The organism is Psychroserpens sp. Hel_I_66, assembly GCF_000799465.1.
Taxonomy (GTDB): domain Bacteria; phylum Bacteroidota; class Bacteroidia; order Flavobacteriales; family Flavobacteriaceae; genus Psychroserpens.
In genome coordinates, this window is record NZ_JUGU01000001.1 from 1,924,041 (window position 1) to 1,949,156 (window position 25,116).

The following is a 25,116-nucleotide window of genomic DNA, read 5'->3' on the forward strand; positions in this document are numbered from 1 at the left end:
ATAAAAGATAAACTTTAACTTATAAATGTTTAATTTAGAGTTTTAAAACAATTTTCAATTACATGGCCAAGTCTATTAAAATAAGTGATGTCACCGCTCATGGCATCATGACTTCAATATCCAAACAACTTAACATAGACTATACCAATGAAGGTGATGATTATTGTATAGAAATTGATGATAGTTTAGGTAAGGGGTATTTTAGGGGCATTCAGTTTTCACATGGACTTTCGGTAATTGAGTCCAGTTTGATTCCAACGAAAAAAACCAGTTTAGAATTTGAAAATCAAGATATTAACTTATTACAATTATTATTTAATGTTGACTCTGCATTGACACATCACGTTTCCGAAGATAAAGAAAAACATAATATTAGTAAGCTACAGTATTGTATGTTCTCTAATGATATTACAAACAACCATCTTGTTAACCTACCAAAACAGAAATCGTCTAGTTTTTTTATAATCCTCATAAACAGAAAGGAATTTGAAGAAAAAATAAGCAGTATAGCTGAAGGTCTTTCTCCAGAACTAGAAATTATTTTTAAGGATGTAAACGGTGTAAATCTCATTCACCATACTGAATATTTCTCTCTCGAATTATCAAAATATATTGAAGAGTTTAGACAATGTGATCTCGAAGAATTCATGAAACCAATGTACCTTGAAGGAAAGGCTTATGAGATTTTAACGCATCAACTTCAAAGCTATAATAATGAGGATTCAAGTAAGAAAAAAATTCTGCTTAGAAAGGTTACCATTGATAAAATTGAAAAAGCTGTTGAGATTATCAAAGATGAGTTAGATGTTAGAATTAATGTGTATACTCTTGCTAAACGAGTTGGTTTAAATCAAAATACTCTTCAAAATGGATTTAAGAGTTTATTTCAAACTTCGGTAAACGAGTTCATAAAAAGCCATCGCCTTGAAAAAGCCAAGATTTTGATAGAAAATTCTAATTTAAACATTACTGAAATAACATATAAGATTGGCATCAACAGTCGTAGCTACTTTTCTAAACTATTTAAAGAGCGATTTGGTATCTCTCCAAGTGAATACATTTCTAAAGTAAGAAACAAAAAAGACATATCTGCTTAACATCTAGCCCTTAACGGTTTAAAGGTTAAATCTATAAATATTGATTTGTTTTTAATCTCGCTAACTACTCAATATTGTTATACTATGTATCAATATTGTTAAGGGATTGCGACTTTTTCTTCTTTTTTTGTACCACCTATTTTAATCACAATCTCTAACTAACCAATAGATTATAATTAATAAGGGGATACTATACATGAAAACTATTAAAATTACAGATATAGATAATAAATCTATAATTGAGCAACTTAATGAATATATAAAAGGAGATATAAAGCAAAAAAACGGAGAAGAAACTTTAATATTCAATAACAGCATTGGAACTGGCTCCATAAGAAATCGAAAATTTGATTGGGGAATTTCGCTTTTAGACTATGACGTCAACTTCAATGATGATGTGAAAATCATTTTTGAAACGGTAAAGAAAAATGCGCCTATTGAATTTCTTTTTATTTCTGAAGGGAATCTAACGTTTAACAATACTGATGATAAGAATTATGTTCGTTTAGAGCGTTTTCAGAATATCATTATTTCGAACAACACCAAATCAAAAAGCATTTATGTTTTTCCGAGTAAAATAAATGTTAAACTAAATATCATTCATGTTTATTCTAAGGAATTTTTACAAAAGACGAACAGCGATATAAGCTCGTTGGAAAACTCACTATTATCGGTATTTAGAGGAGAAGAAGAACATCTCCCTTTTAAGCATTTAGGGAACTATAATTTAACTATTGCCGATAAGATTAAAACACTTAATGAATTTGAAGGCTCTGGTATAATAAAAGCCTTATCCATTGAGGGACAATTAAATTTGATCTTATCAATGCAAATTCTAGAGCATGAAAATTATAAAAACAGTGCGATGGTTGTTGAAAGTTTATCTGTAAGTGAAATAAAAAAAATACATCGCTTGGTTGACTATATTATAGATAATATTTCCAAACCTTTAAAAGTAAAAGAGCTATCCAAAGCATCTGGGCTGGGTCCTAAAAAATTACAATTGGGCTTTAAGTTGTTATTTTCAAAATCTGTTAACGAATATGTTAGGTCAATAAAACTGGAAATCGCAAAAGATTTAATCAAGAATAGTGATAAATCAATTTCTGAGATTGTTTTTGAGATTGGTTATAAGAGCAGAAGTTATTTTTCGAAGATTTTCTACGATAATTATAATATCTTGCCAATAGAATACAAAGAAAGCCTTAGGTCATCAAAAATTAAGAGTTAATGATCTCTTTATAAATTACTGGATCTAAAATAGAATTATATAAAATATTATTTTTGTAAAACTCTTTCGCTATAGGGTGTGAAGAAAAATCTAAATCTTTAAAGCTATCGTTTTTACCTAATGTAATGTCTTCAAAATGCTCTCCTAACCAAATATCTTTATGCTCATCATTAAGAACAATTGGCATAGAGTCACTAATGTTTTGAAGTTTGGAAATTTCAAAATTACTTTTCTCTAATAAAAGTGTAAAAGTGATAAAACCGTCATTAGTAACATTATATATAGCTGCCAAGGAAAATAGTTTTGCATTTTTTGGGTAAATGTAAATAGGATAGATTTGACCTTGAAAATTATATGATGCGAAAAATCCTGAAACTAAAACTACACATCTTCGGTTTTCTAAAGCGTCTTGATAATCACTTTTTTCATCTATAGATCTTAAATCTATATTAAGAGTGTTCCTGATTTTTTGAAAATCTTGCCAGTCTTCCTTAAAATCATCAGGTAAAATTCCCCAAATCCCATATTCTATTCTATCTGGATGTTCCGAAGTAACTATTGGTAGTATTTCTTCATTTAATCCATCAACAATAGGGGAAGCTTCAAAAAGGTCTGGAAACCGGAATTTTATTCCAATTTCTGACTCAATAATGTCAAAGCTATATCTGTTTGAGAGTTTGTAGTACATAATTTATTTCACTATCGCAATATGGGATTTTTTTTAACAAATAATTGTCTTTAAATAATTTATATATGACCCAATAGACAAAATGGGTGTTAAAACTAGATCAATTTTATTAAAAATGTCAAAATCGTAAAGTGTTACACAAATATCGTATTCTGTTAATAGGGAATCTACTTATAAGATACCTTTGAGATGGTATTAAATAAAATACTCCTAAAAAGTTGACTATGAAGAACGCGATGAAAGATATTATAAATTCAGATTCATTACTGAATGCTTTAAGTAAGAAAGAGGAATTTACTAAATCTATAACAGAAGATGGATCAACTCAATTTAAATTACTTAGTGATTTTGGTCATGGTAAAATTGAGCAAATAAAATTTAGTAATGACCTACGTGTCATAAATTTTGATTTAAAATTAAAAGAAGATTTAATTATTGAAATTCCTACCAGTAGCACAAATACTCTTTATTTTGCGTATACATTAAATGGCGTTTCGTACCATAGCTATGCAAATAGCGAAAGATATTCAAAAATTAATGAATTAAAATCGGTAGCGTTTTCATCTAATGATTCTCATAAAAATTTGATTATTATTGAAAAAGGCCATCAGTTTACCTGTCAAATATTATCAATATCGATAGATAAATATTTTGAGAATTTTAAAAATCAATTCAATTCCGAAGAAAAAAACTCTAATGGTCTAAATAGTGTTTTTGAACATTTAAAAAGTAACTTTTTTGAATGTGCCTATGATTTGAATATTGCAAATGAGTTACGAAGTATTGAAAAAATTGATATTGACGGGTGTGTGACTTCAAATTTACAGTTACAAAGTAGATACCAATTGGTTTTAGCAATCCATATCGACCATATTTACAATGCATATCACAATAAGGGTGAAGATTTAGATATTTCAAAATCTGATATTAAGAAAATTAGAGCGATTTCTAACCATATTACAGACAATCCTGGTTTAAATCATTCTCAAGATAATCTATGTTCTCAATTTTTTGTATCGCAATCAAAACTTCAAGCTGGATTTAAGGCGATCCATGATATGACCGTTTCAAATTTTACTAGAAATGTAAGACTTGAAAAGTCTGAGGAATTGTTATGTAATTCAGATTTAAATATTTCGGAAATTGTATACACTGTAGGCTTTACAAGCAGAAGTTATTTTAGTAAGATTTTTAAAATGAAATATGGCTGCAACCCAACCTCATTTAAGAAGCATTTAAAATCAAAACAATTAGTTACGGTTATTCATTAGAAGAATTAGCTTTTTGTTTTTCATCTTCTACATCGTCCTCCTTATAAATAAGCTCGTGATCTTGTTTTAATCCCACAATTAAGATAATATTCGTAACAGTATTGTAAAGCATCAATATGACAACTACCATCCCTCCACTCAATATGGATGACATAAACAAAGTTGTCCAGTAAATTGTACTAAACCAACCTGTTGGGACTTCATTAGATTCTGTAATGGGTATATTGAATAATTGAAACATGATGAGAGTAACTATAAATAAAATCGTATCAATTTTGGCAATACTGAGCACCTCTAAATAGTGCCCGTCTTTTAGTTTGGATTCCGTTCCAGAACTTATACCCAATAAAGTCAATAACAAGGCTAGAATTGTTGCAGATGCCAGTACTATTGTATTACATAGCATATTTATTCCGTCTAAAGAAGATTTCAATAGATTTTTAGCCTCATATCCAGAAATATTCCCCAATAAAAAAACACCTAGACCAATAATTATAAAAGTGATTACTCCTCCATAAATGGCGCGTTTGTTTTTTAAAAGAAACTTTTTCATAATTGATGTTAATTAAAAAAAGCCCCTTAAAAAGAGGCTTTATATGTACATTATTAAGTATTTAATCTACAGAATCTTCAACGTCATCTGCAACATCTTCTACTGCATCTTCAACTTTGTCTCCAGTGGTTTCTCTACAACTAGTAAATACTGTTGAGATTGTAAATAATACTAAAAAAACTTTTGCTAATTTTTTCATAATTGTTGATTTATTTAAGGTTAATTTTAATGATTACTTCTTGATAACTCCTTTAAGTAGTGAAAGTACGAACAAAACTATAAATATAAAAAATATAATTTTTGCGATACCCGCTGCTGCTCCAGCAATTCCACCAAATCCTAATATTGCTGCTATAATAGCTATAATTACAAATGTGATTGTCCAACGTAACATAAATGTATGTTTTTAATTTTGTAACAAAACTGTCTTTCAGTTTGTTATATATCAAATGTCGTTCATTTATAATAAATTGCTTAACTCATTTAACTATATCATTAACTCTAAACTAATCTCTCGAAATCCTCATTATATGGTGTTCATTACTACTGTTAACGGTACGACTGAAAAGTTTTGAATTATTATAAAAACTCTCGTTTATAGGTTGAGAAATGAAATCATAGTGCTCATGATTTTGAACTAATGGTTTTAAATGTTCAATGGTTAATTTGGGATCCAACCATCTTTTAAGATCTTTCTTTTTAAATATTAACGGTTTTTGTTTTTCTAAACCAGGTATGTGATCATTACCACATACTGAATTTGTAGTTAAGATTGAACATGTATAAAACCCATCTAGAATTTTATTATAAATGCCTGCGATACAAAAAGGATTTTGATTTTTTAGATGAATAAGATGTGTTCGCAACTTACCATCTGAAATTTTTGTAGAAAAAAAACCATTTACGATTACCAAGCAACGTCTTTTATCTAATGAATCTGAGTATATCTCTTCATTCAAATCATTGCTCTGAATGTTAGTATTTAATGTATTTGTAAAATCTTGAAAAGTGTTCCAGTTATCATCATAGCCTTCTGGCAATAATCCCCAAATGGAATAATCTACATGAGATAAGTTTTGGGATGTTATGATAGGTAGTTGTGATTCTTTCAATCCGTCAATTATAGCTTTGGGCTTGTATAAATTAGGGTATCTAAACGTTGTACCAAACTCCTTCTCTATTTCAAGAACATCACAGGTATTAGATAGTTTATAGAACATTTTTTATTTTAAATAAAACGAATATCTGCATTATAGCTTACCTCAAATCCTATAAAAATGTATTCAATAGAAAAAGGCACCTCTTGTGAAGTGCCTTTTCAGTATTATAATCTTAAAAAGATTATTATCTTAGATCCTCTAATCTTTTAATATTAGATAGTCCATTCTCAATTGTGTTTTTTTGAGAAGTTAATATTGTTTTAGTAGAAGATGGCAAGCTAGTTTCGCTCAGTACATCTTGATATTCATCAACTGCTGCCTTTTCTCCTCTAATTGCTTCTTCCAGCATAGATTCTTCGTCATCTGCAGAAAATAATGATTTAACGTCCATCCAAGCTCTATGCATAGTACCTGCTACACTACCACCTTTGTCAACGTCTTGATTAAAAGACTTTATTTCGCTTTTTAATTCGTGACCAAAGTTATAACGTTCTTGTGCTTTTTGACTAAAATAAGACTTCAAAGCTGCATGTTCTACATTTTCTGCTGCCTTTTTATATCCTTTTTCTGCGTCGTATGTTTTTTCTAATAAGTCGTTTAATTTTTTTCCAACTTCTTTTGTGTAAGTGCTCATATTTTTTTGATTTAAACTGTTCTCGATAATTTTTTTTTTGATGCCTATCTCGTTAACATCAAGGCTTACAATCTGCCTAACTATATGACTAAATTAAGTTATAAAAGAGAGGTTTTTTGATGGTATTAATTCAAGAATTAACTCAATCCAAACGTTGGCAAAACTTTAACTAAATCGTTGGCTTATAGGATTTAATTAGCTCCAAGACCGAGCTCTCTGTTGGAGTTAGATGTGTTGAGATAATAGGTGAGGTTTCTATTTTTGTAAACACATCATGAAGTGTATCGTTTTTGTAGGATTCTACTAGTATTGGGTGTACATAGTATTTTCTACAAACGTTTCTTGTATTCCCAAGTTCTTGGGCTGTCGCGTCAAAAGCAGATAAAATATTTTTATCTCTTTGTTTTTCTGAAATTGGCCTTTCATAGTCCATCAATGTCTCAAAAAAGATAACACTTCCAGACCATGTTCTAAAATCCTTTGCTGTAAAAGACTTACCCGCAATAGCGTATAAATATTCATTAACCATACTGCTATCTACATTATGCTTCCCGCCTTTACTGTCATAAAATTGAAACAACTCCCAACCAGGAATTTCCTCACATTTCCCAACTAACATTAAAAGGTTTTTATTTTTAAGGGTAATATTGTGCTCTTTCCCTTTTTTACCGGTAAACTGAAATCTCAATTTATTTTTATATAGATGAACATGTTTACTTCTAAGTGTGGTAAGACCATAAGTCTTATTTTTTTTGGCATAATACCTATTGCCAATTCGTATATGGGTTTCTTCCATTAACTTTATAACAAGAGCTAATACCTTTGTTTTTGTCCACTCCTTTTGAATAATATCTTTTTCTATTTGGTCACGAATGGCTGGCAAACAGTCGCCAAACTCTGCCATTTTAAAAAATTTTGTTTGATTTTTTACCTTATTCCAAATAGGGTGGTATCTGTATTGCCTTCTGTTTTTGGCATCTCTTCCTGTTGCCTGAATATGACCATTATGCAAAATTGAGATTTTTACATTTTCCCAAGCTGGCGGTATCACGAGTGACTTTATACGATCTAGATGTTTGGACTTAGACAGTTTTTTGCCATTGTGCAGGTATGTAAAGTTTTTCCCGCTCTTTTTCCGAAGAATAGATAATTGGTCCCTATCTACATAGACTAGATCAAGTTTTTTGATAGCAGATTCCGGGTTTTTATCTATGCGGTTTATTAAGGAGGCTGTAAGTTCTTTTTGAGCCATTTTTATCTATGGGAAGACATGTACTTGCTATAAGCTGCTGCCAAATCTAGCTTTTGTTTTTCGGAAAGCACTTTTCCAGAAAGCTGAAAAAACTTATGTTCTTCATCCTCTAAGTGATGTTCTACCTTGTGCTTCAAGTCTTTTGCTGTTTTTAGCCATGCAGATGAATCGTAATCTGTCTCTTCTAGCTTTTCTACGAGCTCATCAATTTCATGATGCTCAGCAATACCATGACGCGCTTTGTCCTGCATCATATCAGAATCTATGAGTGGTTTATAATAGTGACGCTCTTCTGCATCTGCATGTATTTTTAATTCATTCTTTAGATCTTTAAATAAAGAATCGCGCTCTTTACTGTCTCCAGAAGTTTTTACCAATTTGTCTAATAATGCTCTTTGGATGTCGTGATCCTCTCGTATAGCTTCAAAAATATTCATATTATTATATCATTTAATTTTGTGGGTATTAAAAACCTCAACGATTTTTACATCGTCGAGGTTTCATCTAACCAATCAACTTATCTTGAATATATCTATTCATGATCTGGATTAAAATTAATCTATTTAAGGCTTAAGAAAGTGCTTTATCTGATTAGTTATTGACCTATATAAAAAAACTCAGCAATTAAAAATAATTGCTGAGTTCTACCTAACTAACCTACTTCATTATGATTGAAGTCTGTACTACCTATTGCAAATGTATTTGCACAAGGAAGGAATGCTGTGCTCATTCGAGTAAATTTTTAACATTTTCTTATAAAAAATGGTTAAAAAGACTTAATTGTAAAATTTAACATATATTAAACTTTACATTTGTTAAAACTCTCTTTCTTTTTTAAAAGGAAAAACTTGATATAATAGTATAATAATGATAGAAATTGAAATAATAGCAGATAGTCCAAAATATCTTTTAAGACAAATAAAAGATGTTATTGGTGGTGAAATTGATGAAAAATGGAATGAGCACATATTAACCATAAATAACAGCAATGCTGTTGGGACAATTAAATTCATGCCTTTTGATTGGGGTGTAAACTTTCTAAATCTTGATATTACATTTTCTAAAGAAATTACCCTAAAAATCAAGGCTTGTGATTTCAACCCTATTCGTTTTATATACAATTACCATGGTAGTTTTAAACATAGATTTGGTATCAATAATGATGAAATACTAATAGAGCAATTTCATTCTTTAATATTTACCAATAAAACAGGAGGATATAATTATATACATTTTCCGAAGAAAGAAAAATTAGAGACGAGCATCATTCAAATTGTAAGAAAAAAATTCATAAAAAAGAGAACCACCAACTTATCTCTGCTCAATGAAAGATTATTTGAGGTCTTTAGAGATACAGATCATGAAAATAGGTTTGCACATTATGGCTCTTTAAATCTAAAGATGGCAGATTATATCAAAAAGATCAAAAAACTGAAAACTAAAGGGATGGTTAGGGTATTAAAAATAGAAGGGTTGGTTTATGAGATGCTTTCCTTACATATCCAAAAACACAACACCTTTCAAAATGGAGTACAATTACCGACCTCATTATCAAAAACCGAACTAAAACTGGTTAGAAAACTCAGCAATAAAATAATAAAAGATCCCTCTTTTAATTACTCTTTAGATGAACTTTCTTCGGAAACAGGACTCTCACAAGCAAAATTACAAGATGGGTTTAAATTTCTGTACAAAAGAACTGTAACGGAATATGTAAGACACATTAGACTTGAAGCTGCTCGCGAGTTAATGAGCAATGCCGATTTAAATGTGTCACAAGTGGTGTATAGTATTGGTTTTACCAGTAGAAGTTATTTTTCTAAGATTTTTAAAGAAAAATACGATGTAACTCCAAACGAATACAGAAAAAATGTTTTGAACAATTTACTTTTTGATAATAATGCAGCTTAAGACATGCTGTATTTATTAAAGGCAACTAAGATAAAATGATAATATATTCTATATAAAAAAACTCAACCTTTCGGTTGAGTTTTTTTATATAAACTTAAAAGATTTGTTATTTACTATAAATCATTTTATAGTCATCATCCATCTTTGATTTTACTGCGTTCATATCAGCAAAATAAGAATGTTGAGAATTAAATACTCTATCTGGTCTTTCACCCACTATATAATATTTAACATTTAAATCTGGTGCGTTTAATGTAATTTGATCTGAAACTCTCATTTTCTTATCACCAATTTGTTGGTCTGTTGATTTCAATTCAGAAATGACATATAGATTATTATTGGATGCCCAAATCTCTCTAATGTCAAGAGTATGCTCATTATCAGTAACTTCAGCTTCAACTAATAGAGTGCGTTCTTCTTTATCGTTGTCGTCACTATCTGGCATATCAACATCAATGTATGGCACCTCTACTTCTTCTTCTTCCATTACAACTACTACTTTAGGCACTTTCACCATCTTGGTTGTTGTCCCAACGTTAACATCTGCCCAATCAACGTCATATGTTGGTAATTGACCTTCTTCAGCAGATACGTCTACATCGACTTCTGGTAATTCTGTTTCTTTTTTCTGTTCTACATTACAGCTAAAAATCATTGCAGATAATGCTGCACTTGCTAGTATAGTTTTAAATTTCATAATTTTAGAGTTTTAATTAATATGTTAGGTGTATTACTCCCTTTTTGAATACACTACAATATAAAGCTAGATTGAATTTATAGTTTGCTCATATGGATTATAAGTTGACTTAAATAATATAACACTACGTTTTTGGAAAAAAAAATACAGAGCTGAGCTCCGTATTTTAAATTTTAAATTAGTCTAATATATTATTTGATCATTTTTTTAAATAAAAAAAGAGACCCCAATTTTGTAGCATATTTCATAAAGGTTTGCATCCACTGAGCAGGCTGCAAATCTTCTTTTAAATCACCTTTTACACCTTTGAGTTCTTCAAATGCAATTTGTCTTTCAAGATTTAATCTTTTGAGGTTAAATTCTATTTCTTCAAACGTTTTGTAATTTCTCATTATTTTTTATCAAAAAATTTATCGGATAACAACTTTATTATTTGTAGGTCAAATTTCTTTTTTAATTTATATGCAATTACTGCCAATAAGAAAAAAACCAAACCTACAATAACATAACCTAAAGCAACATTGCCTAAAGCCTCACCTATAGCTATTGCTCCAGCAACAGATAAAAAAATAAGTCCAAGACCAAGTAAGCCACCTATGATTGCAAATTTCGCAAACATACTAGTAGTAATTGCTAATTGCTGAAAAACCTTTAATTTAAAATACTCTTGTGAAGTTTTAAGGTATTTCTCAGCATTATCAGCAGCTTTATCCGTTGTATTATGTAATGATTCAAATACGGTCATATATTACGACGTCTTTTGTAATTTTTTATTCTTAGCTTTTAACTCTGCTAATTTCTTTTCCAAAGTTGTGATAACATCATCAGCTTTATGACTTGCATTAGTTACAATTGAATCAACCTGCTCATCTAAAGTTTGCTTTTGAGCTCCAACAGTACTAGCAACACGATCTCTTAAATCTGTTGCACCATTAGAAACTCTGTCTCTAAATTCTACAGCGCTATTAGCCAATCTATCTTTTTGTAAAATAGCTTCATCAGCAATTCTATTTCTGGTGTTTTCACCTTTATCAGGAGCAAATAGAATACCTAAAGTAGCACCAATTGCTGTTCCTGCTAAAATTCCTATAATTGTATTACTTTCTTTTCCCATTTTATTATTAATTTTAAGTTTTATGTCTGTTAGCAACTATTGCTAATTTTATATTACAAATATCTTAAAATAAACTCGATTATATTAACTCATTACATATAGAAGTTAACTTAAACACAATCAACTTAAAAACGTCAAGAGTTTGACCTTATGGGTTAATTACAAATTTTTAAATAAGCTAAATTGAATTTAAACTTATAATTTAAACAATTATGGCAAACACTATAGAAACAAAAAATCCTTACACAGATAAAGTAATTTCCAAATATGAATTATTTTCTAAAGAGAAACTTGAGAAAAGTATCAACTCTGCGGAAGAAGCATTTCTAAAGTGGAAAAAAGTTGACGTAAAAGAAAGAGCTAAGCTACTTAAAAAAGTAGCTATGATAATGGAAGAGAACATTGAAAGATACAGTCAACTAATTACTGATGAAATGGGAAAACCAATTTCCGAAAGTAAAGCCGAAATAGAAAAATGCATATATCTATGCGACTTCTATAGAAAAAATGCCGACTTACTTCTTGCTGATGAAATCATTAAAACCGAAGCCAAAGAAAGCTTTATAAGTTATGATCCATTAGGAGTCATTCTCGCTATAATGCCTTGGAATTATCCTTTTTGGCAAGTTATGCGCTTTGCAATTCCAACCCTAACCGCTGGAAATACAGCGTTGCTCAAACATGCATCAAATGTCTCAGGTTGTGCTATCGCGATACAAGAGATTTTTGAACAAGCAGGCTACCCCAAATCATGTTTTACAACACTTTTAGTAGATCATGACCAAATAGAAAATGTGATAGAAAATAAGATCATAAAAGCTATATCGCTCACAGGAAGCGAAAAAGCAGGAAGAAGTATCGCAGAGATTGCAGGAAAAAATTTAAAAAAAACAGTTCTAGAACTTGGAGGTAACAATGCATGTATTATATTAGATGACGCAGATTTAGATCAACATATTAAGACCATAGTAAAAGCGAGAATGCAAAATACTGGACAAAGTTGTATAGCTGCCAAACGTTTTATTGTTGTAGAAACCATATATGAAGAATTTTTAGAGAAGTTTACTTCAAAAGTAAAATCTTTGAAAATTGGTGATCCATCACATAAGGATACCAAAGTTGGGGTTATGGCAAGAGCAGATCTTGCAGACACTTTACAAAAACAAGTTAAAGATTCTATCGATAAAGGTGCAACTATTCACTTCGGAAATGAAAAGAATAAATCCTATTATCAACCAACAATACTAACAAACGTAAAACCAGGAATGCCATCATTTGATGAAGAAACTTTTGGTCCAGTTGCAGCAATAATTAAAGTAAAAGATAAAAACGAAGCTTATGAATTTGCTTCAAATTCTAAATTTGGATTGGGTAGCATGATTTTTACCAAAGATACCGATGACGCAAAACAAAGAATATTAGATATTGAGGATGGGGCATTTTTTATTAATGAAATGGTGAAATCAGACCCAAGGCTCCCTTTTGGTGGCACAAAAGCTTCAGGCTACGGAAGAGAGCTGTCAAGAGAAGGTATTTTAGAATTTGTAAACAAAAAAACAGTATATATTAACAAATAAAAACCAATTATGAAATTTGTAAAAGAAGAAGAAGAAGAAAGAAGAGATTACATTTTGCAAAAAGATGAAACTACTAAATCAACGTCTAAATTTGTAATAATAGTTATAGTACTACTAGTAATAGCTGTGGTAGTCTCTGGAATTGTATTTTTAAATAATTAATTTTAATCAAATACTCAAATTTATTAATGCTTTTTTCGTAAATTTAATGTGATTCACACATAAAAATAATATTATGAGAAAAGCATTAATAATCTTCATAGGTGTATTAACTATTTTTTCTTGTAAAAATGAAAATCCCAAAACACCTGATAACTCCTCTATTGATACAGAATCTCCTATCTCACTCGAAGGCGCATGGGAACTTGTAGGTTACTATAATTATAAAGATAACAAAATCACCGATTCCTTTCAAACTTCTCAAGGGTATAGGCAAGTCAAAATGTACACAAACAATAAAGTCATGTGGAGCAAATATATCCCGTCAGACTCTTCTGAATGGTTTGGATACGGTAAATACAATATTAACGATTCCGAGTTAACAGAAGTCCTAGAATACGGTTCTGAGATGATGACAAAAATCATTCAAGAAAAAAAAGAGTTTAAGCACGAACTTATAATTAAAGAAAACTCATTTAGTCAGATAGAAATTGATGAGGAAGGAAATAGAATCTACGCAGAAAATTATAAAAGAATAGAGTAAAAAGTTTACAAATAAACTTAAAAAAAATAGCTTAACTGAGCTAATCAGTTAAGCTATAAGTCGGGGTGGCAGGATTCGAACCTGCGACCTCCGCGTCCCAAACGCGGCGCGATAACCGGGCTACGCTACACCCCGAATTGGTTATCTTAAAATAAGATTTTAGGAAAATTAGCGGAGAGACAGGGATTCGAACCCTGGGTACACTTGTAATGTACGACGATTTAGCAAACCGCTCCTTTCGGCCACTCAGGCACCTCTCCAATTTTATGAACTTAGCATTTGTTGTAAATGCGGATGCAAATGTAAGTTTTCATTGGCAACAACACAACAATTTTTTAATTTTTTTATTCTTTTTCTTGTGAAATTTATTCTGGATACTCAATTCGCAAATGAAAGATATTTGCCAGCTTTGTTTTAAGTACTTTTTTTATAGACTGTATTTCTTTAAATGTAATATTCGCGTTTAAAAATTGGCCATCTTCCATTTGCTTATTTATAATCGTTTCAACAAACTTGTCTATTTTGGTTGATGTTGGCTCTTTTAAACTTTTAGAAGCTGCCTCTACACTATCGCACATCATTAAAATAGCTGTCTCTTTACTAAATGGTTTTGGTCCTGGGTATCTAAAATCATCTTCGCTTGTATCTTCACTTAAATCTTTCTCTTTTCTGAAAAAATAATACACCAAGCTCGTACCATGATGCGTTCTAATAAAATCAATAACTCTATCTGGTAAATTATTCTTTTTGGCAATTTCTATCCCATCTAAAACGTGATCTATAATTATTTTTGCGCTCTCACGAGAAGATAACTCGTCATGAGGATTTATACCTGTAGCTTGATTTTCAGTAAAAAGGGTTGGATTTTTCATTTTACCGATATCATGATACAGTGCCCCTACTCTAATCAACATGGCATTTGCTCCAATTTCGTTGGCTGATGCTTCTGCAAGATTAGCGACATTAAGCGAATGGTGAAAAGTACCTGGTGCTTTATTTGACAACTCTTTAAGCAATTTCGTATTGGTATCTGAAAGCTCTAGGAGCGAAACATCTGAGACCAATCCGAATAGTTTTTCATAAATGTATATTAAAGGTTGCACAAACAAGGTTGCTAAACCGCATAATACGAATAACGCAAAAGTTGTTGGATCCAAATTGGAAATCTCACCTTCTTGAATTACATAAAAAGCGAAGTAGGCTACAATGTAAATAAGCGTGATTTGACCAACAGAAATGAACAAATTTGCACGTTTATATAATTCTGACACAGTCAAAATGGTAACAATGCCAGCTATGATTTGCAAAAACATATATTCATAACTGTTAGGCACTATAAAACCAAGTAAAAGTACGGTGAGTACATGTGCGAACAATCCCAATCGCGCATCAAAAAAAGCTTTAAAAACCAAAGGAAGAATACATAATGGCACAACATAAACATATTGTGAATTGTAACTAATAACAATGGTTGTCAAAAATATCATTAACAAAATATTGAAAAAGATGAAAGTCACTTTTGTGTTATCCAGGAAAACTTCCATTCTATATTTCCGAAGAAACAATAGAAGCATCAATAATGCTAATGATACAAGCAATGAATACGCAAATATTATTAAATTATAGTTGGACTCATTCCATAGTTGAGATTCATATTCTGTCTCTAAAGATTTTAAAATATCGTATTTATTACCTTCTACGATTTCCCCTTTAGAAATAATAAGTGTTCCCTTTTCGATACTTCCTCTTACACTTGAGATATTTTGCAACTTTTCCTCTAAGGCATTTTTTGTTAGTGATGAGTTTAATGTTAAATTTGGTTTTATAACATCAAAAAAAAGAGATATGTAGGTGGCACTAAACTGTGATAGATTATTAACGTCTAATTCATTTTCTATAATATCTCTAAACCCGTTAATCTTAGTAAGATTTGAAAATTGAGTTTCGCTAAACTGGGTTTGCCCGTCAAGTATAATGGCATTCTTATTTTCGGGATATTCATAATCTTCATCCAGAACACCAAATTTATAAATTGTATTTATTGCAGATTTTCCAACTTTAGATAAATTTCTATTAGATCTTATAATACTATCTGCAAATGCGGTTTTAAATTTTTCTGAAAATGCATCTAAAACATTTTCTTTTATAGAGGTATCAATATCAAAATAGAGCGCACTTCTATTTGAGGTTTCTATTTTTTCTTGCTGAATTTCTTCGGAAGATTTCTTGATTGCAAAATCAAATGGAGCCAATAGACTTTCTGATTGCCAAGGTTTTCCCTTATCAAAATCGTATTTAAATTTTCCACTCTTGGGAAATAGGTACACAATCAAAAAGGTCGTACTTAAAAACAAAAGCACTTTATATAAAAGTGCATGATTTTTATACCATTTATTAATTATGTCGTTCATTTGAAAAGTACTAGTCAATTAAGCATTCACACTTTCAAAAGTAAGAAAATATAATAGAACTTTGCTTATTGTGTGCAACACTACAATTAATTAAAAAATGATTAATTTTGTTTTCAGAAAATAAAACACATTAAATATGAGTAAAGAGGTCGTAATTGTATCAACCGCAAGAACTCCAATCGGGAGTTTTTTAGGAGCATTGTCAACCATTCCAGCACCAAGACTTGGCGCTATTGCTATAAAAGGAGCACTAGATAAAATCAATCTAAAACCAGAGATGGTTGACGAGGTTTTAATGGGAAATGTTGTACAGGCTGGAACCGGTCAAGCGCCTGCAAGACAAGCAGCTATTTTTGCTGGAATTCCAGATACCGTACCATGTACCACTATTAACAAAGTCTGTGCTTCTGGTATGAAAGCTGTGATGCAAGCTGCTCAATCTATTGCTCTTGGAGACACAAATATTGTTGTTGCAGGAGGTATGGAAAACATGAGCTTAATACCTCATTACTTACACGCAAGAACTGCTACAAAATTTGGACCTGCAACTCTTATTGATGGGATGCAAAAAGATGGTTTAGTTGATGCGTATGATGAAAATGCAATGGGTGTTTGTGCAGATGCTTGTGCTCAAGAATACAAATTCTCAAGAGAAGAACAAGATGCTTATGCTATTCAATCTTACAAACGCTCTGCAGCTGCATGGGATGCTGGTAAGTTTGATGACGAGGTTGTACCGGTTGAAGTACCTCAACGAAGAGGAGAGCCTAAAATAGTTTCAAAGGACGAAGAATATACTAATGTTTTTATGGATAAAATTCCTTCGTTAAGACCCGCTTTTTCTAAGGATGGTACTGTGACTGCTGCAAATGCATCTACAATAAATGATGGTGCTGGAGCTATGATTTTAATGAGTAGAGAGAAGGCAGATGAGTTAGGATTGACACCTTTGGCAACCATTAAAAGCTATGCCGATGCTGCTCAAGAACCAAAGTGGTTTACAACTTCACCTGCAAAAGCATTACCAAAAGCGATCGAAAAGGCTGGCATATCTTTAAGTGATGTTGATTACTTTGAGTTTAATGAGGCATTTTCTGTTGTTGGTTTGGCTAATATGAAAATTTTAGGTTTAAATGACAGCAATGTCAATGTAAATGGTGGTGCTGTTTCTTTAGGTCACCCATTAGGATGTTCGGGAGTTAGAATATTAATTACCCTTCTTAGCGTTTTACAACAAAATGATGCCAAGATTGGTGCAGCTGCTATATGTAATGGTGGCGGTGGAGCTTCTGCTATGGTAATAGAACGTAACTAAAAGAAAACAATGCAATACGGAATTTGTAACCTTAGCATTGTTCCTCTTAGAATTGAGCCTAGTGATTCAACCGAGCTTGTGTCACAGGTGTTATATGGCGAAATTTTTAAAGTCCTTGAGCAGCGTAAGAATTGGAGTAGAATCCGTTTAGCATTTGACAAATATGAAGGTTGGATTGACAACAAACAATATTTTGAAATTACTGAGGATGTCTATAAGAAAATCAAGCTTGAAGAACATGTACTATCTACAGATTTAGTTGAGTATATTCAAGATTACGATCATAATTTATATACCATTCCCATTGGGTCCTCATTAAATGGATTATCTGTTTTAAATCATTCTTTTGATGGTCATTCAAGAACTTTGAAAAATGACAAATCCAACCTTATTAAAACTGCTTTTATTTATCTAAACTCACCTTATCTTTGGGGAGGAAAAACACCTTTTGGCATTGACTGTTCTGGTTTTACCCAAATGGTTTATAAATTAAATGGTTATAAACTTTTAAGAGATGCTTCCCAACAAGCCACTCAAGGTCAAGCCTTAAGTTTTATAGAAGAAAGTGAACCTGGAGATTTAGCATTTTTTGATAACAATGAAGGAAATATTACTCACGTAGGCATCATTATGGAAGACAATTACATCATACACGCCCACGGAAAAGTGAGAATTGATAGATTAGACCATTCTGGAATCTATAATGTAGACAGTAAATTACATACCCATAAATTAAGGGTCATAAAAAAAATCATATAAAAAAAGCGTCCAAATAATTATTTGGACGCTTTTTTTTTTGATTACTAATCTATTTAATTTCCAGCTTGCAGCTCTTCAACTTTAGCTTTCATAGCCTTAAACTTTTCAGTTTGTGCAGTAGCACTATAGATGTTCATTAACGTTTGTGCAGCTTGAATATCTTTTGGCTTCATCTTCAAAGTTGTTTCCAAATAAGGTATTGCCTGTTCATATATACTTGTACGCTCTGCTCTTAACTCGTCATAACGCTTGTTATCTGCGCTAGAAGTACCAAGAGAATTCATTTCTTCAACTATAGCACTTTCATTGCTTAATATCAATACCGCCATATTATTGTAAGCATCTGTATAAGATGGATCTAATTCAATTGCTCTTTCATAATATTTTTTTGCAGATTCTCTTTCACCTGCTTCTGCTGCGATTACCCCTAAGTTATATTGTAACTCTGCATTATTAGGGTCTTTTGATGTAGCTTCTTTCATTAGCTCTTTAAAACGGTCTTTATTTCCCATTTTAAGCTGAACATTTGCTTCGGAAATCAATAATCCCAAATCATCTGGATTTTGATCTCTCGCAACTTTCATTGCTTCCAGTGCTTTTTCATCATCTCCATTATTTAAATGAATCAAAGCTATATTCTTTACAATCTCTGCAGACTTAGATTCTGTTTTTTTGTCTTTTGGAGCAGTATGCGTTCCAGCCCTTACAGATATGTCTCTTAAAGATTTGCTATCAAAAGTTTCTGTTTCACCAGTTTCTTTGTTAACCGCTGTATATTCCGTACCAATACCTTTAAAACCTAAATCCCTTAATTCTTCATAATATTTCAATGAAGTATTATAATCTTGGCCTGTAACAGCTGTCGATGCAGCATAATAAAGATATAAAGTATCTTTTGGAGACATACGGTACGCTCTATTAAACCCAGCAGATGATAATGCATAATCCTTACTTTGCAAAGCAGCATTCGCTTTGGTAAGTGAACTATTAAGCATTTGAGATTTTAATTCTTCAACTGAAGATCCATATTTACCTTTACCAGACCCTTCAATTTCTTGAACCATATTGAAACTTTTTATAGCTTCATCAATATCTGTACTAGAGCCAGTACCATTTGCATACAAGGCTTGTCCCTTTACATAATAAAATTTTGCTTTTAATTTGTCATCTGCATTGGCAATTAAAGGTTCTGCAGCGTTTATTGCCGATTTAGCATCAGCAAAATTACCAGATTTAATTGCTTTTTCAGCTGTTTTAAGCTCACTCTTTTGTGCAAAAGAAAATGTACTTACTAACAGTGCAAGAGCAACTATAAATTGTTTTTTCATTATTAGTTATTTTTAGTGTTAATATTAATTATTCTTCTTCGTTAGAATCAAGAGTTGTGCCATTTTCATTTACATCCTCTATTTCAGAAGCAACATCTTCAATTTCTTCTTCATCCTCTTTCATCACTTTTGCAACTGCAGCGATAGAATCACTTCCTTTAAGATTAATAAGTCTTACACCTTGAGTTGCTCTTCCCATTACCCTTAAATCTGCCACTGCCATTCTAATTGCGATACCAGATCTATTGATAATCATAAGATCATCATCATCTGTTACTGTTTTGATAGCAACCAAATGTCCGGTTTTTTCTGTTACAGAAATTGTTTTCACTCCTTTTCCGCCACGATTCGTAATTCTATAAATTGCTTCTCCATCTTCTGGATCATCGATATAGCTTCGTTTTCCGTAGCCTTTTTCAGAAACAACTAAAACAGATTCTTCTTGAGGATTCTCAATAGCTATCATTCCAATCACTTCATCTTTATCATTTGCCAAACGAATACCTCTTACACCAGAGGCATTTCTTCCCATTGGTCTTGTTTTTTCCTCTTCAAATCTAATAGCCTTACCAGATTTAAGTGCTAACATCACCTGGCTGTTTCCAGTGGTTAATTTTGCTTCTAGCAATTCATCATCCTCCTTGATTGTAATAGCATTTATACCATTTGTACGAGGTCTTGAATATTGCTCTAAAGCTGTTTTCTTAACTTGACCTTTTTTGGTTGCCATTATGACATAATGACTATTTATATAATCTTCATCTTTTAAATCCTGAGTACAAATGAAAGCCATGACCTTATCGTCTTGCTCAATATTGATCAAGTTTTGAATGGCTCTACCCTTAGAGGTTTTACTACCTTCTGGTATTTCGTAGACTCGCATCCAAAAGCATTTTCCTTTTTGGGTAAAGAATAGCATGTATTGGTGATTGGTTCCAACAAATAAATGTTCTAAGAAATCTTCATTACGGGTTGTTGATGCTTTTTGCCCAACACCTCCTCTATTTTGTGTTTTATATTCGGTAAGTGAAGTTCTTTTGATGTAACCTGCGTGAGAAATGGTAATCACCACTTGCTCATCTGGAATCATATCTTCAATACTTAAATCACCACCTGCATATTCTATTTGTGAACGACGCTCATCACCATATTTATCTTTGATTACTTGAAGTTCTTCTTTTATAATCTCATAACGACGATCCTTTTTATCAAGAATATCCTTTAAATCTTCAATTGTTTTCATCAACTCGTCATATTCTGAACGTAATTTATCTTGTTCTAATCCTGTGAGTTGACGTAATCGCATTTCAACGATTGCCTTGGCTTGTATTTCTGAAAGTTTAAATCGCTCAATTAATTTTTCACGTGCCTCATCTGCATTTGATGATGCCCTAATAAGCGCGATTACTTCATCAATATTATCTGAAGCTATAATTAAACCTTCAAGAATATGAGCTCTTTCTTCCGCTTTGCGTAATTCGTATTTTGTTCGTCTAACAACAACTTCGTGCCTGTGCTCTACAAAGTAATGAATCATTTGTTTGAGATTCAATAACTCTGGACGACCTTTGACTAAGGCAATATTATTTACACTAAAAGACGATTGTAATGCTGTATATTTATACAACATATTTAATACGATGTTTGGTATGGCGTCACGTTTTAAAACGTAAACAATACGCATTCCGTTTCTATCAGATTCGTCTCTAATAAGGGAGATACCTTCAATTTTTTTATCATTAACCAAATCGGCAGTCTTTTTAATCATGTCTGCCTTATTGACTTGGTATGGAATTTCGGTAACAATAATACTTTCCTTTCCTTGAACTTCTTCTATTCTAGCTTTACCTCTAATAACGATACGACCTCTTCCAGTCTTAAAAGCCTCACGAACGCCATCATAACCATAAATAGTTCCTCCAGTTGGAAAATCTGGCGCTTTTACATGTTGAATTAGCTCATCAATTTCAATATCGTTATTTTCAATGTAAGCAATTGTACCGTCGATAACTTCAGATAAATTGTGTGGAGGCATATTAGTAGCCATACCAACCGCAATACCAGAGGCTCCATTAACTAATAGTCCAGGAATTCTTGTTGGTAAAACCGTAGGTTCCTGTAATGTATCATCAAAATTCAACTTATGGTCTACAGTTTCTTTATCAATATCCGCAAGCATTTCTTCGGAAATCTTCTTCATTCTTGCTTCCGTATAACGCATTGCAGCAGGACTGTCTCCATCAATAGAACCAAAGTTCCCTTGACCATCAACAAGCATGTAACGTAAACTCCATTCTTGAGCCATACGCACCATTGCATCATAAACAGAGGTATCACCATGAGGGTGGTACTTACCTAAAACCTCACCAACGATTCTTGCAGATTTTTTATGAGCAGTATTTGATCTCACACCAAGTTCATGCATTCCAAATAGTACGCGTCTGTGAACCGGTTTCAAACCATCTCTCACATCTGGCAATGCACGTGACACAATGACCGACATTGAATAATCAATGTAGGCAGATTTCATTTCATCCTCAATGTTTATAGGGATCAATTTCTCTCCTTCTTCCATATATTATATAAATTAGATTTTTGTAGGTTTTCAAATCAGGCTAAGATAACGATTTTCATAGTGTTTAAGCGTCATTTCAAGGCGAAATTTAGAACTTTTTATTAACAAAATAGAACTCAATTTTTAATAAGTATTTTGCCAAATACTTTGATTTTGTAAAGTTTTTTCACTCTATTAGTAGCGCTACTGTATTTAAGGAACAGTTTTTGCATTTTTATATTTAGATTTTATTATTTTTAAAGCAGAAAGAGTTTACTATGGACGATAATTTTTCCCCAAGAGTTAAAGATGTAATTGCTTACAGCAAAGAAGAAGCATTGCGATTAGGTCACGATTTTATAGGTACCGAACATTTAATGTTGGGTCTACTTCGTGATGGTAATGGCAAAGCTATTGATATATTAAATGCACTGGATGTTGACCTTAATCATTTAAGACGTAAGGTTGAAATTCTAAGTCCTGCAAATCCAAATATTACAATTTCTTCTAACGAAAAAAAGAACTTACACCTTACCAGACAAGCAGAGAGAGCTCTAAAAACAACATTTTTAGAAGCTAAATTGTTTCAAAGCACTTCAATAAGCACAGCACACTTATTGTTGTGTATTTTAAGAAATGAGAATGACCCTACAACTAAACTTTTAAATAAGTTAAAGATAGATTACGACAATGTAAAAGAACAATTCAAATTTATGATTACAAACGACGATGATTATTTAGATATCCCAAAAAGTGAATCATTCTCAGATGATGAACCAAATCAAGAGGACGAATCAAAAGAAAATCCTTTTGGCCAAACAACTGGTAAGTCAACAAAAAAATCTAAAACTCCTGTTTTGGATAATTTCGGAAGAGATCTCACCGTAATGGCAGAAGAAGGGAAACTTGATCCTGTAGTAGGAAGAGAAAAAGAGATACAGCGTGTTTCTCAAATTTTGAGTCGTCGTAAAAAGAATAATCCATTATTAATTGGAGAACCAGGTGTTGGTAAATCTGCAATTGCTGAAGGTTTAGCACTTAGAATCGTAAAGAGAAAAGTATCTAGAATATTATTCAACAAAAGAGTAGTTACCTTAGATTTAGCAAGTTTGGTTGCTGGCACAAAATACCGTGGCCAATTTGAAGAGCGAATGAAAGCGGTCATGAACGAATTAGAGAAAAATGACGATATCATTCTTTTTATTGATGAGATTCATACCATCGTTGGTGCTGGAGGAGCAACAGGAAGTTTAGACGCTTCAAATATGTTCAAACCAGCTTTGGCAAGAGGAGAAATACAATGCATTGGAGCAACAACTTTAGATGAATATAGACAGTATATTGAAAAAGATGGTGCCTTAGAGCGACGTTTCCAAAAGGTCATTGTTGAGCCAACTACGGTTGAAGAAACCATAGAAATCTTGAATAACATAAAAGGCAAATATGAAGAGCACCACAATGTTGATTATACAGATGAAGCTATTGAAGCGTGTGTAAAATTAACTAATAGGTATATGACCGAACGTTTTTTACCAGACAAAGCCATAGATGCTTTAGATGAAGCTGGCTCTCGTGTTCATATTACAAATATTGAGGTGCCTAAACAAATTCTTGAACTCGAACAAAAATTAGAAGAAGTCAAGGAAACCAAAAATACAGTTGTCAAAAAACAGAAATATGAAGAAGCTGCCAAACTAAGGGATGACGAAAAACGTCTCGAAAAAGAATTAGCAGTTGCTCAAGAAAAATGGGAAGAAGAAACCAAGCAACATAGAGAAATCGTAACTGAAGACAATGTTGCAGATGTCGTTTCTATGATGACAGGAATTCCTGTAAATAGAATAGCACAAACCGAAATCAACAAACTTGCAGAATTACCAAATTTAATAAAAGGTAAAGTCATAGGTCAAGATGAAGCGGTTTCTAAAGTGGTTAAAGCCATTCAACGTAATCGTGCTGGACTTAAAGATCCTAATAAGCCAATTGGTTCATTTATATTTTTAGGTCAAACAGGAGTGGGTAAAACTCAATTGGCAAAAGTTTTAGCTCGTGAGTTATTTGATAGCGAAGAAGCATTGGTTAGAATTGACATGAGTGAGTACATGGAGAAATTTGCGATCTCAAGATTAATTGGTGCTCCTCCAGGATATGTTGGTTACGAAGAAGGTGGTCAATTAACCGAGAAAGTAAGACGTAAGCCATATGCTGTAATTCTTCTTGATGAGATAGAGAAAGCGCATCCAGATGTGTTTAATATGCTATTGCAAGTTTTAGATGACGGTTATTTAACCGATAGTCTTGGACGTAAAATAGATTTTAGAAACACCATCATTATTATGACCTCAAATATTGGAGCTCGTAAACTTAAGGATTTTGGTCAAGGTGTAGGATTTGGCACATCAGCTAGATCTGCCCAAGCAAATGATAATACAAGAAGTATTATTGAAAATGCATTGAAAAAAGCCTTTGCACCAGAATTTTTAAATAGAATTGACGATGTAATGGTATTTAATGCTTTAGAGAAAGAAGATATTGGCAAGATTATAGACATAGAATTGGCTCATCTTATCAAAAGAATAAAGCTTATCGGCTATGATTTAAAATTGAGCAAAAAAGCAAAAGACTATATCGCTGAAAAAGGTTTTGATAAAGACTATGGAGCGAGACCTCTTAAGAGAGCAATCCAAAAATATATTGAAGATGCCTTAGCAGAAGAAATCATAACATCACAGCTGCAAGCAGGAGATACCATACATATGGATTTAGACACTAAATTAGACGAATTGACCATTAAAATTGAAAAGTCTGAATCTAAGACAGAATCATGATTTAAATAACCTCATTATAAAGAGCCTCTAATT

At 31.9% G+C, this 25,116-nt stretch carries 25 protein-coding genes and 2 tRNA genes; 10 read left to right on the forward strand and 17 right to left on the reverse strand.

All coding sequences use genetic code 11. The features are described from left to right. Window positions 1-62 precede the first annotated feature (62 nt). Window positions 63-1,097: a helix-turn-helix domain-containing protein gene (locus tag GQ40_RS08735; RefSeq protein ID WP_047547591.1), complete on the forward strand. Its 1,035-nt coding sequence runs from the start codon at window positions 63-65 to the stop codon at window positions 1,095-1,097. 196 nt (window positions 1,098-1,293) lie between these two features. Beyond that, the gene (locus GQ40_RS08740) at window positions 1,294-2,328 is read left to right on the forward strand and encodes an AraC family transcriptional regulator (RefSeq protein ID WP_081990193.1); all 1,035 of its coding nucleotides are present in this window, start codon (window positions 1,294-1,296) and stop codon (window positions 2,326-2,328) included. Here GQ40_RS08740 and GQ40_RS08745 read toward each other — a convergent pair. Then, entirely contained in the window at window positions 2,318-3,016 is a 699-nt protein-coding gene (locus tag GQ40_RS08745; protein ID WP_047547593.1) for an SOS response-associated peptidase family protein, read from the reverse strand. The genes GQ40_RS08740 and GQ40_RS08745 overlap by 11 nt on opposite strands. Window positions 3,017-3,240: 224 nt before the next feature. On the opposite strand from GQ40_RS08745, the gene GQ40_RS17135 reads away from it, so the two are divergent. Continuing rightward, on the forward strand, window positions 3,241-4,287 hold the full coding sequence (locus GQ40_RS17135; RefSeq protein WP_156115560.1) for a helix-turn-helix domain-containing protein: 1,047 nt from the start codon (window positions 3,241-3,243) through the stop codon (window positions 4,285-4,287). On the opposite strand, the gene GQ40_RS08755 is transcribed toward GQ40_RS17135, so the two are convergent. The 7 genes from GQ40_RS08755 to GQ40_RS08780 all read right to left on the reverse strand — a co-directional run bounded on the left by GQ40_RS08755 (window position 4,277) and on the right by GQ40_RS08780 (window position 8,323). Then, the gene (locus GQ40_RS08755) at window positions 4,277-4,840 is read right to left on the reverse strand and encodes a hypothetical protein (protein ID WP_047547595.1); all 564 of its coding nucleotides are present in this window, start codon (window positions 4,838-4,840) and stop codon (window positions 4,277-4,279) included. The two genes, GQ40_RS17135 and GQ40_RS08755, sit on opposite strands and share 11 nt — an antisense overlap. Before the next feature lie 61 nt (window positions 4,841-4,901). Continuing rightward, window positions 4,902-5,039 carry a hypothetical protein gene (locus GQ40_RS17720; protein ID WP_197052662.1) on the reverse strand — a complete coding sequence of 46 codons (138 nt, stop codon included), beginning with the start codon at window positions 5,037-5,039 and terminating at the stop codon, window positions 4,902-4,904. 33 nt (window positions 5,040-5,072) lie between these two features. Then, window positions 5,073-5,234: a DUF1328 family protein gene (locus tag GQ40_RS17440; RefSeq protein WP_047547597.1), complete on the reverse strand. Its 162-nt coding sequence runs from the start codon at window positions 5,232-5,234 to the stop codon at window positions 5,073-5,075. Between the two features lie 112 nt (window positions 5,235-5,346). Next, window positions 5,347-6,060, reverse strand: coding sequence for an SOS response-associated peptidase family protein (locus tag GQ40_RS17140; RefSeq protein WP_052184208.1), 714 nt, complete (start codon window positions 6,058-6,060; stop codon window positions 5,347-5,349). A 124-nt stretch (window positions 6,061-6,184) separates the two neighbouring features. After that, a complete protein-coding gene (locus GQ40_RS08770; protein ID WP_047547599.1) occupies window positions 6,185-6,634 on the reverse strand; it encodes a ferritin-like domain-containing protein in 450 nt (149 codons plus the stop codon). 169 nt (window positions 6,635-6,803) lie between these two features. Next, window positions 6,804-7,886: a DNA topoisomerase IB gene (locus GQ40_RS08775; protein ID WP_047547601.1), complete on the reverse strand. Its 1,083-nt coding sequence runs from the start codon at window positions 7,884-7,886 to the stop codon at window positions 6,804-6,806. A 2-nt stretch (window positions 7,887-7,888) separates the two neighbouring features. Further along, window positions 7,889-8,323 (reverse strand): hemerythrin domain-containing protein, encoded by a 435-nt coding sequence (locus GQ40_RS08780; RefSeq protein WP_047547603.1) that lies wholly within the window; start codon window positions 8,321-8,323, stop codon window positions 7,889-7,891. 430 nt (window positions 8,324-8,753) lie between these two features. On the opposite strand from GQ40_RS08780, the gene GQ40_RS08785 reads away from it, so the two are divergent. Beyond that, the gene (locus tag GQ40_RS08785) at window positions 8,754-9,797 is read left to right on the forward strand and encodes a helix-turn-helix domain-containing protein (RefSeq protein WP_047547606.1); all 1,044 of its coding nucleotides are present in this window, start codon (window positions 8,754-8,756) and stop codon (window positions 9,795-9,797) included. 106 nt (window positions 9,798-9,903) lie between these two features. Here the strand turns inward: GQ40_RS08785 and GQ40_RS08790 are convergent, their stop codons facing one another. From GQ40_RS08790 to GQ40_RS08805, 4 genes are all read right to left on the reverse strand, one after another. Beyond that, window positions 9,904-10,494 carry a hypothetical protein gene (locus GQ40_RS08790; protein ID WP_047547607.1) on the reverse strand — a complete coding sequence of 197 codons (591 nt, stop codon included), beginning with the start codon at window positions 10,492-10,494 and terminating at the stop codon, window positions 9,904-9,906. Window positions 10,495-10,685: 191 nt separating this feature from the next. Beyond that, entirely contained in the window at window positions 10,686-10,886 is a 201-nt protein-coding gene (locus GQ40_RS08795; protein ID WP_047547609.1) for a hypothetical protein, read from the reverse strand. Further along, entirely contained in the window at window positions 10,886-11,239 is a 354-nt protein-coding gene (locus tag GQ40_RS08800; protein ID WP_047547611.1) for a phage holin family protein, read from the reverse strand. The genes GQ40_RS08795 and GQ40_RS08800 overlap by 1 nt, the downstream gene beginning before the upstream one ends. 3 nt (window positions 11,240-11,242) lie before the next feature. Beyond that, entirely contained in the window at window positions 11,243-11,608 is a 366-nt protein-coding gene (locus tag GQ40_RS08805; RefSeq protein ID WP_047551760.1) for a YtxH domain-containing protein, read from the reverse strand. Window positions 11,609-11,820: 212 nt separating this feature from the next. Here GQ40_RS08805 and GQ40_RS08810 point away from each other — a divergent pair, with 212 nt between their 5' ends. The 3 genes from GQ40_RS08810 (at window position 11,821) to GQ40_RS08815 (ending at window position 13,888) form a co-directional block, all read left to right on the forward strand. Continuing rightward, a complete protein-coding gene (locus GQ40_RS08810; RefSeq protein ID WP_047547613.1) occupies window positions 11,821-13,185 on the forward strand; it encodes an NAD-dependent succinate-semialdehyde dehydrogenase in 1,365 nt (454 codons plus the stop codon). A gap of 9 nt (window positions 13,186-13,194) precedes the next feature. Then, window positions 13,195-13,347 (forward strand): hypothetical protein, encoded by a 153-nt coding sequence (locus tag GQ40_RS17725; RefSeq protein WP_197052663.1) that lies wholly within the window; start codon window positions 13,195-13,197, stop codon window positions 13,345-13,347. A gap of 73 nt (window positions 13,348-13,420) precedes the next feature. Then, window positions 13,421-13,888, forward strand: a complete 468-nt coding sequence (locus GQ40_RS08815; RefSeq protein WP_047547615.1) for a hypothetical protein — start codon at window positions 13,421-13,423, stop codon at window positions 13,886-13,888. Between the two features lie 60 nt (window positions 13,889-13,948). Here the strand turns inward: GQ40_RS08815 and GQ40_RS08820 are convergent. The 3 genes from GQ40_RS08820 to GQ40_RS08830 all read right to left on the reverse strand — a co-directional run bounded on the left by GQ40_RS08820 (window position 13,949) and on the right by GQ40_RS08830 (window position 16,299). Next, a tRNA-Pro gene (locus GQ40_RS08820) sits at window positions 13,949-14,023 on the reverse strand. A gap of 37 nt (window positions 14,024-14,060) precedes the next feature. Then, window positions 14,061-14,148 (reverse strand) — tRNA-Ser (locus GQ40_RS08825). Between the two features lie 105 nt (window positions 14,149-14,253). Then, the gene (locus GQ40_RS08830) at window positions 14,254-16,299 is read right to left on the reverse strand and encodes an HD family phosphohydrolase (RefSeq protein ID WP_047547617.1); all 2,046 of its coding nucleotides are present in this window, start codon (window positions 16,297-16,299) and stop codon (window positions 14,254-14,256) included. A gap of 136 nt (window positions 16,300-16,435) precedes the next feature. Here GQ40_RS08830 and GQ40_RS08835 point away from each other — a divergent pair, with 136 nt between their 5' ends. Both GQ40_RS08835 and GQ40_RS08840 read left to right on the forward strand, forming a co-directional pair. Next, entirely contained in the window at window positions 16,436-17,614 is a 1,179-nt protein-coding gene (locus GQ40_RS08835; protein ID WP_047547620.1) for an acetyl-CoA C-acyltransferase, read from the forward strand. Between the two features lie 9 nt (window positions 17,615-17,623). Continuing rightward, a complete protein-coding gene (locus tag GQ40_RS08840; protein ID WP_047547622.1) occupies window positions 17,624-18,373 on the forward strand; it encodes a C40 family peptidase in 750 nt (249 codons plus the stop codon). Between the two features lie 53 nt (window positions 18,374-18,426). Here GQ40_RS08840 and GQ40_RS08845 read toward each other — a convergent pair whose 3' ends face one another. Then, window positions 18,427-19,701, reverse strand: coding sequence for a tetratricopeptide repeat protein (locus GQ40_RS08845; protein ID WP_047547624.1), 1,275 nt, complete (start codon window positions 19,699-19,701; stop codon window positions 18,427-18,429). A gap of 28 nt (window positions 19,702-19,729) precedes the next feature. Next, entirely contained in the window at window positions 19,730-22,276 is a 2,547-nt protein-coding gene (gyrA, locus tag GQ40_RS08850; protein ID WP_047547626.1) for a DNA gyrase subunit A, read from the reverse strand. Between the two features lie 257 nt (window positions 22,277-22,533). On the opposite strand from gyrA, the gene GQ40_RS08855 reads away from it, so the two are divergent. Then, a complete protein-coding gene (locus GQ40_RS08855; RefSeq protein ID WP_047547628.1) occupies window positions 22,534-25,083 on the forward strand; it encodes an ATP-dependent Clp protease ATP-binding subunit in 2,550 nt (849 codons plus the stop codon). Window positions 25,084-25,116: the final 33 nt, after the last annotated feature.

What these genes read in the sequence shown, in the direction of transcription:
- GQ40_RS08855 (WP_047547628.1), top strand. Translation starts at nt 22,534, where the DNA reads ATGGACGATAATTTTTCCCCAAGAGTTAAAGATGTAATTGCTTACAGC.
- GQ40_RS08775 (WP_047547601.1), bottom strand. Translation starts at nt 7,886, where the DNA reads ATGGCTCAAAAAGAACTTACAGCCTCCTTAATAAACCGCATAGATAAA.
- GQ40_RS08780 (WP_047547603.1), bottom strand. Translation starts at nt 8,323, where the DNA reads ATGAATATTTTTGAAGCTATACGAGAGGATCACGACATCCAAAGAGCA.
- GQ40_RS08815 (WP_047547615.1), top strand. Translation starts at nt 13,421, where the DNA reads ATGAGAAAAGCATTAATAATCTTCATAGGTGTATTAACTATTTTTTCT.
- GQ40_RS08755 (WP_047547595.1), bottom strand. Translation starts at nt 4,840, where the DNA reads ATGAAAAAGTTTCTTTTAAAAAACAAACGCGCCATTTATGGAGGAGTA.
- GQ40_RS08735 (WP_047547591.1), top strand. Translation starts at nt 63, where the DNA reads ATGGCCAAGTCTATTAAAATAAGTGATGTCACCGCTCATGGCATCATG.
- GQ40_RS08800 (WP_047547611.1), bottom strand. Translation starts at nt 11,239, where the DNA reads ATGACCGTATTTGAATCATTACATAATACAACGGATAAAGCTGCTGAT.
- GQ40_RS08840 (WP_047547622.1), top strand. Translation starts at nt 17,624, where the DNA reads ATGCAATACGGAATTTGTAACCTTAGCATTGTTCCTCTTAGAATTGAG.
- GQ40_RS17725 (WP_197052663.1), top strand. Translation starts at nt 13,195, where the DNA reads ATGAAATTTGTAAAAGAAGAAGAAGAAGAAAGAAGAGATTACATTTTG.
- GQ40_RS08830 (WP_047547617.1), bottom strand. Translation starts at nt 16,299, where the DNA reads ATGAACGACATAATTAATAAATGGTATAAAAATCATGCACTTTTATAT.
- gyrA (WP_047547626.1), bottom strand. Translation starts at nt 22,276, where the DNA reads ATGGAAGAAGGAGAGAAATTGATCCCTATAAACATTGAGGATGAAATG.
- GQ40_RS08805 (WP_047551760.1), bottom strand. Translation starts at nt 11,608, where the DNA reads ATGGGAAAAGAAAGTAATACAATTATAGGAATTTTAGCAGGAACAGCA.
- GQ40_RS17140 (WP_052184208.1), bottom strand. Translation starts at nt 6,060, where the DNA reads ATGTTCTATAAACTATCTAATACCTGTGATGTTCTTGAAATAGAGAAG.
- GQ40_RS08810 (WP_047547613.1), top strand. Translation starts at nt 11,821, where the DNA reads ATGGCAAACACTATAGAAACAAAAAATCCTTACACAGATAAAGTAATT.
- GQ40_RS17135 (WP_156115560.1), top strand. Translation starts at nt 3,241, where the DNA reads ATGAAGAACGCGATGAAAGATATTATAAATTCAGATTCATTACTGAAT.
- GQ40_RS08740 (WP_081990193.1), top strand. Translation starts at nt 1,294, where the DNA reads ATGAAAACTATTAAAATTACAGATATAGATAATAAATCTATAATTGAG.
- GQ40_RS08745 (WP_047547593.1), bottom strand. Translation starts at nt 3,016, where the DNA reads ATGTACTACAAACTCTCAAACAGATATAGCTTTGACATTATTGAGTCA.
- GQ40_RS08795 (WP_047547609.1), bottom strand. Translation starts at nt 10,886, where the DNA reads ATGAGAAATTACAAAACGTTTGAAGAAATAGAATTTAACCTCAAAAGA.
- GQ40_RS08785 (WP_047547606.1), top strand. Translation starts at nt 8,754, where the DNA reads ATGATAGAAATTGAAATAATAGCAGATAGTCCAAAATATCTTTTAAGA.
- GQ40_RS08790 (WP_047547607.1), bottom strand. Translation starts at nt 10,494, where the DNA reads ATGAAATTTAAAACTATACTAGCAAGTGCAGCATTATCTGCAATGATT.
- GQ40_RS17440 (WP_047547597.1), bottom strand. Translation starts at nt 5,234, where the DNA reads ATGTTACGTTGGACAATCACATTTGTAATTATAGCTATTATAGCAGCA.
- GQ40_RS08770 (WP_047547599.1), bottom strand. Translation starts at nt 6,634, where the DNA reads ATGAGCACTTACACAAAAGAAGTTGGAAAAAAATTAAACGACTTATTA.
- GQ40_RS17720 (WP_197052662.1), bottom strand. Translation starts at nt 5,039, where the DNA reads ATGAAAAAATTAGCAAAAGTTTTTTTAGTATTATTTACAATCTCAACA.
- GQ40_RS08845 (WP_047547624.1), bottom strand. Translation starts at nt 19,701, where the DNA reads ATGAAAAAACAATTTATAGTTGCTCTTGCACTGTTAGTAAGTACATTT.
- GQ40_RS08835 (WP_047547620.1), top strand. Translation starts at nt 16,436, where the DNA reads ATGAGTAAAGAGGTCGTAATTGTATCAACCGCAAGAACTCCAATCGGG.